Raw genomic sequence first — 13,297 nt, forward strand, 5'->3', positions numbered from 1 at the left:
ATGAATTTTGAAACAATCCTATATGAAAAAAACAATAAAATAGCCACTATTTATCTAAATCGTCCTGCCTCTTACAATGCATTTACGCAAAAGATGAATCAAGAAATTACATATGCTTTTAAACTAGCTACAAAGGATGAAGAAATAAGGTGCATTGTTTTAACTGGTAGTGGAAAAGCCTTTTGCTCAGGCCAGGATTTAGCTGAGGTAGATGAACAAACTAACCATGCAACTTTTTTAAGAGAACGATATCATCCCATGCTACAGACGATAAAGCAGACACCAAAGCCAGTTATAGCAGCGGTTAACGGGATTGCTGCCGGAGCGGGTATGGGACTTGCCCTTGCCGCAGATTTTCGTTTGATGAAGGAAAATGCAAAATTTGTTAGTGCCTTCATGAATATTGGACTTGTACCGGATTCAGGATTTTTATATATACTCCCTCGGTTAATAGGTTATGCAAAAGCACTTGAAGTTACGGTTCTTGGAAAGCCAATAGTAGCTGAAGAGGCCAAGGCACTGGGGTTAGCAACAGAGGTATATAGTGAACAAGACTTTTTGGAACAGGTCGAAAACTTTGCATTTCAAATGGTGGCACTACCTACCAAGGCATTTTCATTGTTGAAGCGTTATATGCTAGATAGCATGCATACCGATTATGGAACGTTTTTAGAGCAGGAGGCATATGCGCAACGAATTGCTGGCATGTCCACGGATCATCTTGAGGGTTTACAGGCATTTGTGGAAAAGCGTAATCCAAATTTTATAGGAAAATAAGGAGGACCAAAATGGAACAAATCGTATCAGATAAGATTACAGCAGTTGGAGAAATGAAACGAAGCCATTACGGCATGGTTATTAATGGTGAACGTGTGGAAAGTGTTTCTAAAGAGGTGTTTGAAACGTTTGATCCAGCAAAAGGAGAAGTAATTGCAACAATTGCTAAAGCAACGATCGAGGACGCTGAGAGAGCTGTTCAAGCAGCAAGAAACGCTTTTGATAATGGGAAATGGCGCAAATACCCAGTTGGAAAACGTGCACGTGTTTTAAATAAGATCGCCTCCATTATGCGAAGCCGATTTAATGAGTTGGTGGAAATGGAGGTTCTCAACAGTGGTAAGTCGATTAGTGCAGCACAGGTTCAGATTAGTCAAGCCATTGAGGATTTCGAATTTTATGCAGGTGCCATTATTGGTCACCGTGGAACAGTGAATAATATGCCGAATGGCTTTTTTAACTATACACATAAAGAACCAGTAGGGGTTTGTGCACAAATTATCCCTTGGAACTATCCAATGATGATGGCAGCATGGAAAATTGCACCGGCGATTGCTGCTGGGTGCTCGGTTGTCGTCAAGCCTGCTAGTCTAACACCAATCACAGCAATTATTCTCAATGAGATATGTCATGAAGCTGGTGTTCCCGAAGGAGTGGTAAATACCATTCCTGGCGCAGGCCAAGTGGTAGGAGATTACTTGGTTACCCATAAGGATGTAAATAAGGTTGCTTTCACAGGATCCACTCCAACAGGGCGAGACATTATGGAAAAGGCGTCAAGTACATTAAAACGATTGACTCTTGAGTTAGGCGGCAAATCACCAAGCATTATTTTTGAAGATGCTGATTTAGAAGCGGCAGTAGCAGGGTCATTGTTCGGTATCTTCTTTAATACAGGACAGTCCTGTGAAGCAAGGTCCCGATTGTTCGTTCATGAGGAAATATACGATGAATTCATGGAACAGTTTGTATCAAGAACGCAGAAGCTGAAGCTAGGTGATCCTTTTGATAAAGGGACACATGTTGGTTCTATCATTAGTAGAAGCCAGCTAGAGAAAATTGATGGCTACGTACAATCAGCTAGGGAAGATGGGGCAACCATTTTAACCGGTGGAAGAGAATTAAAAATTGAGGGGTTTGAGAATGGTTATTGGTATGAGCCTACCATTATTGTGGATGTTACTCCAGATATGAAGGTCGTCCAAGAAGAGATTTTTGGACCGGTTGTTGTAGTAGAGAAGTTTGCGGATGAGCGGGATGTTGTGGCACGAGCAAACGATACAGAATATGGACTTGGTTCAGCTATCTGGACGACAAACCAAGCAAGGGCTACCCGTGTTGCCCACCAAATCCAAGCTGGAATTGTTATGGTTAATAGCCCATTCTCCGCATTCCCGGGAACACCATTCGGTGGCTACAAGCAGTCAGGATTCGGTAGAGAGCTAACCGTAGAAACACTAGATTTATATATGGAAGACAAGAGTGTGCTCTCCTATTATGGTCCAAAACCAATAAATCCGTTTGGGGTATAAAAGCTTTTCTAAATGTCTTACCTTCGAAGGATTGGTAGCAAAAGATAAAGTTTAGTTAAGTAGAAAGAAAGGAAGACTACCAATGACAATTAATAGTATTACTGTCGTTGGAGCTGGTGTGATGGGGCGAGGCATAGCCTATGTCTCGGCCCTTGCTGGCTTTCAGACGACACTTGTAGATGTTTCACAGGATCAACTACAAAATGCCCTAGACGAAATGAGCATTTTGGCAAATAAAGCAGTGGAACGTGGGAAATTATCCAATATAGAAGCTGGGAATTTAGTAGGGAATATCCAAACCTCACTGGAGCTACATACAGCGGTAAAGAGTACGGACTTTGTTATAGAGGCTGTTCCGGAAAAGCGTGATTTGAAGAAACATGTATTGGAAACAGTTGATACATACGCAGCAAAGGATATCGTGATTGCCTCTAACACCTCGACCATCAGTCCAACTGAATTAGGGTCCTACACAAAGAGATCAGAAAAGGTTGCTGCTATGCATTTTTTTAATCCAGTTCATCGCATGCGACTAGTAGAGATCGTAAAAGGGCTTGAAACAAGCTCAGAAACGGTGACCATTATTCGTGAAGTAGCGGAAAGAATGGGTAAAGAAACCGTTGAGGTTAATGAATTTCCAGGATTTGTTACGAGTAGAATTAGTGCCATGGTCGGGAATGAAGCCTTTTACATGCTTCAGGAAGGTGTTGCAACTGCAGAAGATATTGATAAAGCGATTAAGCTCGGTCTTAACTACCCGATGGGGCCACTGGAGTTAGGGGATCTAGTTGGATTGGACACAAGATTGAATAATTTGAAGTACTTACATGAAACCTTAGGGGAAAAGTTTCGTCCAGCACCACTATTAGAACAGTATGTTAAGGCAGGAAGGCTAGGGAGAAAAACTGGTCGTGGTGTATACGAGTATTCCAAAGATGGTGAGTTGATAAAAAAATGAAAGATGTTGTAATTATTGATGCAGTACGGACGCCAATTGGTAGGTACAAAGGTGCTCTAAAGGGTGTTCGTCCAGATGATTTAGGAGCAATCGTGATAAAAGCGTTACTAGATCGAAATCCAGCTATTATTCCTGAAGAGATAGAAGAAGTTGTCTTAGGGAATGCCAACCAAGCAGGAGAGGATAATCGAAATGTAGCTAGAATGTCTGCGCTACTAGCGGATTTACCTGTTTCTGTAAGTGGAACAACCATTAACCGTCTTTGCGGGTCAGGACTTGATGCGGTCATGTATGCAGCACGCGCTATTGCTATTGGAGAGGGAGATATTTTTATTGCTGGTGGGACGGAAAGTATGACGCGTGCCCCGTTTGTTATGGCTAAGCCAGATAAAGAATTTCCTAGAGGAAATATGGAGCTTTTTGATACAACAATTGGATGGCGATTTATAAACGCAAGGCTTGCGGAGATGTACGGAACAGAATCTATGCCGAAAACTGCCGAGAATGTTGCAGAACGTTTTTCCATTAGTCGTACAGAGCAGGATGAATTTGCTTTTACTAGCCAGCAACGAGCGAAAAAAGCGATGGAAGAAAACCGATTTTCGGATGAACTCGTTCCGGTAATCTATCATGATCAAAAGAATAATGAGATGAAGATTGAACAAGATGAACATCCACGTCCAGATACAACCCTAGAAAAGCTGAGCAAACTTAAACCATTATTTGATAAAGGCACCATTACAGCGGGAAATGCATCAGGTGTCAATGATGGTGCTTCAGCTTTATTATTAATGAGCGCAGAAAAGGCAAAAAAATTAGGTGTAAAGCCGATGGCACGGTATGTTACTGGGGCTACTGCAGGGCTTGAGCCATCCATCATGGGACTTGGTCCTATTTATTCAACTAGAAAAGCACTTGTTCGGGCAGGTTTAAATACCTCTGATATCGGGCTAGTAGAATTAAATGAAGCATTTGCCTCCCAATCGATTGAATGCATTCGACAATTGGAATTAGATTCACAGATTGTGAATGTTAATGGTGGAGCAATTGCCTTTGGCCATCCACTTGGAGCAAGTGGAGCAAGGATATTAACAACGCTGATCCATGAAATGAAGAAAAGAGAAGTAAAATATGGCCTCGCCACCATGTGTGTTGGAGTCGGGCAAGGTGTTTCCGTAATCGTGGAAGGGTTATAGGCACTATTGAATAATGACCTAGAACACGACCACGCCAACACCAACGAAAGGAGAAAGAGCGATGCAAACAATCCTTTTTCAAAAAGAAAATCATATTGCTTACATTACTTTAAACCGTGAAGAGGCACTAAATGCCTTCAACTATCAAATGCTGTCTGAGCTACAAGAAACCGTAGACCGTATTCATCTTGATAGAGACATAAGGGCTGTTATTATAACGGGAGCAGGGAATAGAGCGTTCAGTGCAGGGGCTGATTTAAAGGAACGTAAAACATTAACAGAATCTGAAGTGAGACGAAATGTGAAAGCAATCCGTGACTGTTTCGATTCGGTTGCCAGATTACCACAACCGACCATTGCGGCAGTGAATGGCTATTGTTTTGGTGGTGGCTTTGAATTGATGATTGCTTGCGATTTTGTAATTGCGGCGAAAGCTGTTCAAATGGGATTAACGGAAACAAGTTGGGCCATCATTCCAGGTGCAGGTGGAACGCAACGTTTACCTAGAATAGTTGGCGAAATGAAAGCAAAGGAAATGATTCTTACTGCAAAAAAGATTACTGCAGAAGAAGCACACACACTTGGGGTAGTACTTAAAGTTGTAGAGCCAGAATTGGTGCTACAAGAATCAAAGGACCTAGCAGCAAAAATTTTGAAAAATGGACCGATTGCTGTTACACAAGCTAAATTTGCCATTTCACTAGGGCTTAATACCGATCTCCACACTGGACTCGATATGGAAGCAAAAGCCTATGAGCTTACAATTCCGACTGAAGATAGGTTAGAAGCCTTACAGGCGTTTAGTGAAAAAAGGGAGCCAATTTTTAAAGGGAAGTGACAAAGGGGGATTAGGATGAATCGTGTTACGAAACTATTAAATATTACCTATCCAATCATTCAAGGTGGTATGGGAAATATTTCAAATGCAATGCTAGCCGCTGCTGTCTCAGAAGCAGGTGGGCTCGGCACGATTGGTTGTGGCACTATGTCTGTCGAAGAAGTTGAAGAAATTATTTTGGAAACAAAACGGCTAACATCTAGACCGTTTGCATTAAATATCGCCATAAATGTTTCCCCGTTTGTTGATGAGTTGATTAATTTGGGCATTCAACATAGTGTCCCCGTTTTTTCCCTGTCAGCTGGAAATCCAGCACCCTATATCCCAATACTTCATGAAAGAAATATAAAGGTCATAACAATTGTTGCATCTGTAAAACACGCGGAAAAGGCAGAAGCGGCTGGGGCGGATATTTTAGTTGCTGAGGGGTACGAAGCAGCAGGAATTAACTCTAGTTTGGAACTTACTACGTTTACATTAATTCCCCAGATTGTTCAAAAGGTGAAAACACCTGTTGTTGCAGCGGGTGGGATTGGTGATGGAAGAGGATTAGCTGCAGCGCTAGTACTTGGTGCAGAAGGAGTACAAATGGGAACGCGATTTATCGCAACAAAAGAAGCCCCTTTTCATGAGAATTATAAGAAGAAGCTAATGGATGCTAGTGGAACGGATGCAATTATCATTGGTAGAAGCTTCGGTAGCGTTAGAAGAGTAATGAAAACAAATTACTCTACTAGTTTGTTAGATAGGGAAAAGGAAGGATTATCTAAAGAAGAATTTGCAGATTTCACCTCGGAAGCACACCATGTGATAGGGGCTATTCAGGGTGATCTGGATAGAGGATTCATAAATGGTGGTCAGGTAGCTGGGTTAATTGAGGATATCCCTACAGTAAGCGAGTTAATGGAAAGCATGATAGAAAGTGCAAAAGCTCAAGTGTCAGCTTGTTTTCAGAGGCTGGACTTTCTTACTTCTAACAACTAGTTCAAAAGATATAGATTTTTCTAAATTTTCATTGACTACTACTATTACGGAATGATAAAATTACGTTTAAATAACGTAATATAAATAAAAATAATAATGAAAACGCTATCAATGTTTTTACTAGATTGATATTGGAGGTATTTTAATGGAAGAATATCCATTGAAACAAATAATTGATGAACAAGGTAATCTAGTTGATATGCAGGATAGAGATAGAATACATAAAGAACTTGTAGAGAATGGTTATTATCATATGTATCGGATTCGCACATTCGATAAAAAAGCAAAAAGCCTACAACGCCAGGGGAGGATTGGTACTTACCCACCTTTTGAGGGGCAAGAGGCAGCACAGGTTGCAAGTGCGTTAGCATTAGATTCAGATGATTGGATGTTTCCTACATACCGAGATCATGGAGCAATGCTAACCTTTGGTGCTGATATGGTTAGGACATTTCTGTACTGGAATGGTCGCGTTGAGGGCTGTGTTCCACCAGAGGGGAAGCGTATCTTCCCTGCAGCGGTACCAATTGCAACACAAATTCTTCATGCGGTTGGAGCTTCTTGGGCAGAGAAGCGAAAGGGAACTGACCACATAGCAATTGCTTATTTTGGGGATGGTGCCACTTCTGAAGGAGACTTTCATGAAGGATTAAACTTTGCAGGTGTATTCCAGACACCTACGATTTTGTTTAATCAAAATAATGGATATGCCATTTCTGTTCCGTTTGAACGGCAAACGAATTCAAAAACGATTGCTCAAAAGGCTGTTGCCTACGATATACCTGGAGCCCGTGTGGATGGAAATGATTTCTTCGCTGTTTATTTTGAGATGCAAAAGGCAATTAAACGCGCTCGAACAGGTGGTGGGCCAACGTTAATTGAAGCTGTTACCTGGCGTGTTGGAGCACATACGACGGCAGATGACCCAACAAAGTACCGATCAACTGAGATCGGCATGGATGTTGTAGATCCGCTTATTCGTATGGAACGTTTTATGAAAAACTATGGCTTTTGGGATGATGCATATATCCAAAAAACGCATCAGCAAGTAGAAGAAGAGATCGAATCCGCAGTTAAAGCCATGGAGTCCTATAGTAAAGCAAATGTGGAGGACATGTTTGATTATGTATTTGCCGAACCTCCTAAGCAATTATTGGAACAAAGAGATTCGTATCTAGAATTGTTAAGGGGGCAGTGAAATGAAGACGAAACGACAACAATCTAAGGATGAGTACATTGCCACTAAAAGCATGACAATGATTCAGGCGATAAATGATGGAATGAAAACTGTTTTAGAAAATGATGAAACAACATTAATTTTAGGTGAGGATATCGGGAAAAACGGTGGTGTTTTTCGAGCAACAGATGGTTTGCAAGAGCAATTTGGAGAAGAGAGAGTTATTGATACTCCTCTATCTGAATCGGGTATTATTGGAGCGTCTGTGGGATTAGCTGTAAATGGGTTTAAACCGATAGCGGAAATTCAGTTTATGGGCTTTATTTATCCAGCCTATGATCAAATCATGACCCATGTTTCTCGAATTAGAATGAGAACGATGGGGAGATTCACTGTACCAATGGTTATACGTGCTCCCTATGGTGCTGGAGTCCGTGCACCAGAGATACATTCCGATAGTGCAGAAGCATTATTCACCCATATGCCTGGAATCAAAGTTATCTGTCCTGCAACGCCATTTGATGCAAAAGGGTTATTTATCTCGGCTGTGGAAGCTCCAGATCCGGTTCTCTTTATGGAGCCGTTACATAGCTATAGGTCTACACGCGAAGAAGTTCCAACCGGTCACTATACCATAGAAATAGGAAAGGGTAAGAGGCGGATAGAAGGTAACGATGTGACACTTATTAGTTGGGGTGCAATGGTTCCTCTTGCAGAAAAAGTAGCGAAGCAAGCAGATGCAAAAGGAATTAGCTGTGAAGTAATTGATCTTAGAACCTTATATCCAATAGATCATGACATACTAGCTGAATCTGTTCAAAAAACAGGTAGAGCAGTTGTTATACATGAAGCACCAAGAACTGGAGGACTGGGAAATGATGTTGTTTCCATCATCAATGATACTGCCTTTTTATATTTAAAGGCCCCGGTAGAAAGAGTCACAGGCTTTGATGTTCCAGTACCATTATCAAGCTTAGAGAATCATTATTTACCTACACCACAGCGAATTCTTACGGCTATTGAAAAAGTAATGTATTTTTAGAAGGGGTGAAAAATTTTAAAATCTTCAAGTGCATTAATGGCTTGGTAGTAAGCGGTTACAAATTGGTAGAATAGTCTAATAATACGCTTGACTCAAATTTCTAGTATGTTATAATTTCTCAAATTGCATGAATTATTCAAAGGAGAATAAGGGGGAGTAGGTAGTGAAAAGAGGTTTACCATTATTAATTGTAGCGATTGTCAGTATTGTCATTCTAGCTGCATGTGGATCGAATGCAAGTAAAGGGGATAGCTTTAAAATTGGAGCATCACAAATAGTAGAGCATCCATCATTGGATAGAGCCTATGAAGGCTTTAAGAAGGCATTAGAGGATGCCGGATTAGATGTGAAATTTGACTTTCAGAGTGCACAGGGAGATCAAAACAATCTAAAGCCAATATCAGATGGATTTGTTGCAGATGACGTAGACCTTATCTTTGCCAACTCGACACCTGCTGCTTTGTCCGCACTAGAAGCAACTAAAGATGCTAGGGATATCCCTATCTTATTTACTTCTGTAACTGATGCTGTATCCGCTGGATTAGTTACAGCAATGGATGAGCCTGGTGAGAACATCACAGGGGTTGTAGATTTACATCCAGATGCTATACAAGAAACGGTGAAATTTATTGATAAATATTTTCCAGATGCTACGGTGGGGTTAATCTATAATGCTGGAGAATCAAATTCAGTAACGCAAATTGAAGCAGTTTTAGCTGCTGGTGAAGGTACCTCCTTAACTTTTAAAGAGCGTACGGTTGCAAACTCGTCTGAGGTTCAGCAGGCTGCAACAACCTTAGTTAGTGAAGTAGATCTTTTCTATATAGTAACAGATAATACAGTCGTTTCTGCACTTGAAAGTGTTGTAGGGGTTGCGAATGAACAAGATATTCCACTAGTTGTAGGAGAGCCGGATTCACTTGCTAAGGGTGGATTTGTAACTTTTGGTATTGATTACTATACTATCGGATATCGTACAGGTGAAATGGCAGTCCAAATTTTAAAGGATGGTAAGTCTATAAAGGATATTAAAGTGGAGTATCCACCTGAAATTCAGTTGTTCATTAATAAGAAAGCAGCAGAAGAACAGGGGATTGAATGGAATTCTGAGTGGGATGATGCTGAGTTCGTTGATACTGCTGAGAACTAGAGAAATGTACCTTATAAGTCCAATGAGAAGCAGGCATTAGGCCTGCTTCTCTATTCTAAGAAGTTAATATCCACATTTTTCAGAAAAAGGTGTGGAATAGGAGGTTAATATATTATATGGCTTTATCACTATTTGGTGCTGTTGAATCTGGAATTATATACGCAATCATGGCTTTAGGGGTATATTTAACCTTCCGCGTATTAGATTTCCCTGATTTGACAGTAGATGGTAGCTTTGTGACAGGTGCAGGTGTTGCTGCAGTATCCATTGTCAGTGGTGTCCCGCCTGTTTTGGCTACAATTTTTGCAATCATTGCTGGTTTTATTGCTGGCTGTATTACAGGTCTGCTTCATACAAAAGGTAAGATAAACGCATTATTATCTGGGATTTTAATGATGATTGCCTTATATTCTATTAATTTACGAATAATGGATAAGCCTACTGTATCTTTATCGAGTGAAGAAACCTTATTTTCCCAACTAAGAGGGATTTGGCCAGAAGGAATTGATAGTTTCCTGAATAATTTATGGAATTCTATTGGTTTAGGGAGAGCCCCTGCAACATGGATTATTGTAGCCTTCATGATTGTTGTCGCATTGGCTATAAAGTTTTTAACGGATTATTTCCTAAAAACAGAGGTTGGTCTTGCATTAAGGGCCACCGGAGATAATAAACGAATGATCCGGAGTCTTTCGGCAAACACAGACAATTTAATTATACTCGGTGTAGGAATTTCGAATGCAATGGTTGCGCTTAGTGGAGCGTTAATTGCCCAGATTGGTGGATTTGCTGATGTTCAGATGGGAATCGGAATGATTGTTATCGGTCTAGCCTCCGTTATTATCGGTGAAGCTCTGTTTGGCAAGAAAACAATCGCGATTGCAACCATTGCCGTCATTGGTGGAGCAATCGTGTATAGGATAGTTGTAACCCTGGCATTACGGGTTGAATTTTTAGAAACAGGTGATATGAAGCTAATTACTGCATTCATCGTTATCGTTGCCCTTGTTGCACCGAAAGTTCTTCAGGGACAGAGGGAAAAGAAGCGCCGATTACAAAAGCGTGCTGCACTAGTTGAATTAAAGGAGGAGGCCTAATATGTTACATGTAAAAGATGTGTCCATTACATTTAATGAAGGCACTCCAGATGAAAAAAAGGCGTTACAAAGAATAAATTTGGAATTAAAAGAAGGCGATTTTGTAACGGTTATAGGTAGTAATGGAGCCGGTAAATCTACGCTCATGAATATTATTTCTGGCAATCTAGTACCAGATGTGGGCGAGGTCATTATTGCTGAAAAGAATGTTACCAGTCTCCCTGAATTTAAACGCTCTGCTTACATAGGTCGCGTTTTCCAAGATCCGATGGCAGGCACAGCTCCATCCATGACGATTGAGGAAAACCTAGCGATGGCTTATTCCCGCATCAGAAAGCGGAATTTAAAGCCTGGTGTTACCAAACTGAGAAAAGCAGAATTTAAGGAACACTTAAAAACGTTAAATTTAGGCCTTGAAGATAGGCTGAATGCTAAAGTGGGATTATTATCTGGCGGCGAGCGTCAAGCACTTTCTTTATTGATGGCAACATTTACTAACCCAAATATTTTACTTCTTGACGAACATACAGCAGCACTGGATCCATCACGAGCCGCATTAATTACGAAACTAACGAAGGATGTTGTTGCAGAGCATGGCTTAACAACCTTAATGGTTACCCATAATATGCAGCAAGCACTTGATTTAGGAAATCGGCTGATTATGATGGATAAAGGGCAAATCATTTTAGATATCCATGGTGAAAAGAAACAGAATTTAACAATAGAAGATCTATTAAAAGAATTCCAACGTATTCGCGGAGAACAATTTGAAAGTGACCGTGCTGTATTGGGATAGTCGAAACAGGAGCGAGGAGCGCTCCTGTTTTTTTAGAATCACTCATTCGTAGACTGCATGAATAAATAATTATTCAAAAGAAAAGTCTGATTGAGGAGCGCTAATAGACAAGAAGTAGCTGGAAGTAGGTGCGTGAGTCTAATAGAAGCGGTCTAAAAGACAAAAAGTAGCTGGAAGTAGGCGCGTGAGTCTAATAGAAGCGTTCTAATGGACAGAAAGCAGCTGAAAGTAGGTGGTTGAGTCTAATAGAAGCGTTCTAATAGACAGAAAGCAGCTGAAAGTAGGTGGTTGAGTCTAATAGAAGCGTTCTAATAGACAGAAAACGGCTGAAAGTAAGTGCTTGAGTCTAATAGAAGCGTTCTAATGGACAGAAAGTGGCTGAAAGTAGGTGGTTGAGTCTAATAGAAGCGTTCTAATGGACAGAAATCGCCAGAAAGTAAGCACCCGAGTCCAATAGAAGCACTCTAAAAGACAGAAAGCACTCAAAAACAAGTAACTCTGTCTATTAGATAGAAGATATATTCTAATAGACAAAAAAACAGGCATACAGTCTAATAGACTATCCAAAGCCAATATATCGCAGAAAGTACATACTGCCGAACATGCTCTTATGATAATTCCTTTTCAATCATAATTAAAAACTCTTTGATACTTTTATCACGAACAATGAAATCCGCGTACATGTCCATTGGTGTTGGTTCGCGATTGACGATAATAAGCTTGGCGCCACGCTCAGTTGCAATTAGTGGGAACATATTGGCGGGAGTAACTGTTAATGATGAGCCTAGAACGATAAATAAATCAGATTTAGAAGTTTCAATTTCTGCTTGGAGAAAAACATCCTCAGGAAGCATCTCTCCAAATAGGACAATTCCTGGTCTTACAGGTCCATCACAATATTTACAGTGGCTTTTGCCATTCAAGTACTCTTCTCGGTCCTGGTCTCTCAAACATTGATTACAGAAAAACCTTCGAAATGTACCGTGAAGCTCCATTACATTTTGGTTTCCAGCATCATGGTGAAAGCCGTCCACATTTTGTGTGATAATTCCTTTTATTAACCCACGTTTTTCCCAATTTCCAAGAATTTGGTGGCCCTCATGGGGCTGATATTTATCAATCTCTCGGAGTCTATACTGGTAAAAGCTCGTAAATTCTTCAAAGTTATCCTGAAGTGCATGTACATTAGCTAGTTCATCTGGATTAAATTTAGTCCATAGTCCTCTATCCTTGGAGCGGAAATCTGGTAAGCCGCTTTCAGTAGACATACCAGCACCAGTAAATACAATTGTATAGGAAGCAGAACGAATTAATTCTACAATTTTATTCATATAAATCGACCTCCACTTGATAATGCTATTGTACCCAAAATCCCTCCCATTTACGAATGGAATTAAAATATGTTTGCAAAGTCTATAAAACTATGATAGGCTATTAATACAATATATTGTGATAACATAATAATATAATACTATATATAGTACCTTAAAGTAATGGTGACATATATTGTCTGAAAAGGGAATCCAGTGAAAATCTGGAGCTGTCCCCGCAACTGTTAGTGTTGACGAACGAGAATTCCACTGTATCGATAACATAATGATATGGGAAGGACTTTAGTAGAGTGACGCACAAGCCAGGAGACCTGCCATCACTTATAGTTTCATTTTTCTTCGGGTTGAAAGAGTATGAGGCGATGGAGTTATACATATTTAGATAATTTCTGTCGTTTTTTGTATGCCGTTCATCCCGT

The 13,297-nt window shown here is 40.4% G+C and carries 12 protein-coding genes and 1 riboswitch; of the genes, 11 read left to right on the top strand and 1 reads right to left on the bottom strand.

The genetic code is table 11. The annotated features are described in order from the left end of the window. The 11 genes from KI338_RS06565 (at position 1) to KI338_RS06615 (ending at position 11,547) form a co-directional block, all read left to right on the top strand. Positions 1-777, top strand: coding sequence for an enoyl-CoA hydratase/isomerase family protein (locus tag KI338_RS06565; protein WP_212920208.1), 777 nt, complete (start codon positions 1-3; stop codon positions 775-777). 11 nt (positions 778-788) lie between these two features. Then, a complete protein-coding gene (locus tag KI338_RS06570; RefSeq protein ID WP_212920209.1) occupies positions 789-2,309 on the top strand; it encodes an aldehyde dehydrogenase family protein in 1,521 nt (506 codons plus the stop codon). A gap of 82 nt (positions 2,310-2,391) precedes the next feature. Further along, positions 2,392-3,267, top strand: coding sequence for a 3-hydroxyacyl-CoA dehydrogenase (locus KI338_RS06575; RefSeq protein ID WP_212920210.1), 876 nt, complete (start codon positions 2,392-2,394; stop codon positions 3,265-3,267). Then, the gene (locus KI338_RS06580; RefSeq protein ID WP_212920211.1) at positions 3,264-4,463 is read left to right on the top strand and encodes an acetyl-CoA C-acyltransferase; all 1,200 of its coding nucleotides are present in this window, start codon (positions 3,264-3,266) and stop codon (positions 4,461-4,463) included. The genes KI338_RS06575 and KI338_RS06580 overlap by 4 nt, the downstream gene beginning before the upstream one ends. A 61-nt stretch (positions 4,464-4,524) precedes the next feature. Then, complete coding sequence (locus tag KI338_RS06585; protein ID WP_212920212.1) at positions 4,525-5,301, top strand: enoyl-CoA hydratase-related protein; 777 nt, start codon at positions 4,525-4,527, stop codon at positions 5,299-5,301. A gap of 15 nt (positions 5,302-5,316) precedes the next feature. Then, the gene (locus KI338_RS06590; RefSeq protein ID WP_212920213.1) at positions 5,317-6,285 is read left to right on the top strand and encodes an NAD(P)H-dependent flavin oxidoreductase; all 969 of its coding nucleotides are present in this window, start codon (positions 5,317-5,319) and stop codon (positions 6,283-6,285) included. 145 nt (positions 6,286-6,430) lie between these two features. Beyond that, on the top strand, positions 6,431-7,483 hold the full coding sequence (gene pdhA, locus KI338_RS06595) for a pyruvate dehydrogenase (acetyl-transferring) E1 component subunit alpha (RefSeq protein ID WP_212920214.1): 1,053 nt from the start codon (positions 6,431-6,433) through the stop codon (positions 7,481-7,483). Between the two features lies 1 nt (position 7,484). Further along, positions 7,485-8,504, top strand: a complete 1,020-nt coding sequence (locus KI338_RS06600) for an alpha-ketoacid dehydrogenase subunit beta (protein ID WP_212920215.1) — start codon at positions 7,485-7,487, stop codon at positions 8,502-8,504. Positions 8,505-8,667: 163 nt separating this feature from the next. Next, positions 8,668-9,654 carry an ABC transporter substrate-binding protein gene (locus KI338_RS06605; RefSeq protein ID WP_212920216.1) on the top strand — a complete coding sequence of 329 codons (987 nt, stop codon included), beginning with the start codon at positions 8,668-8,670 and terminating at the stop codon, positions 9,652-9,654. Between the two features lie 116 nt (positions 9,655-9,770). Further along, positions 9,771-10,751 (top strand): ABC transporter permease, encoded by a 981-nt coding sequence (locus KI338_RS06610; RefSeq protein WP_212920217.1) that lies wholly within the window; start codon positions 9,771-9,773, stop codon positions 10,749-10,751. 1 nt (position 10,752) lies between these two features. Next, positions 10,753-11,547 carry an ABC transporter ATP-binding protein gene (locus KI338_RS06615; protein WP_212920218.1) on the top strand — a complete coding sequence of 265 codons (795 nt, stop codon included), beginning with the start codon at positions 10,753-10,755 and terminating at the stop codon, positions 11,545-11,547. Between the two features lie 608 nt (positions 11,548-12,155). Here KI338_RS06615 and KI338_RS06620 read toward each other — a convergent pair. Beyond that, the gene (locus KI338_RS06620) at positions 12,156-12,878 is read right to left on the bottom strand and encodes an NAD-dependent deacylase (protein ID WP_212920219.1); all 723 of its coding nucleotides are present in this window, start codon (positions 12,876-12,878) and stop codon (positions 12,156-12,158) included. A gap of 146 nt (positions 12,879-13,024) precedes the next feature. After that, positions 13,025-13,211, top strand: a riboswitch (cobalamin riboswitch). Positions 13,212-13,297: the final 86 nt, after the last annotated feature.

The sequence above is a fragment of the Ornithinibacillus bavariensis genome (assembly GCF_018333235.1).
Taxonomy (GTDB): domain Bacteria; phylum Bacillota; class Bacilli; order Bacillales; family Amphibacillaceae; genus Ornithinibacillus; species Ornithinibacillus bavariensis.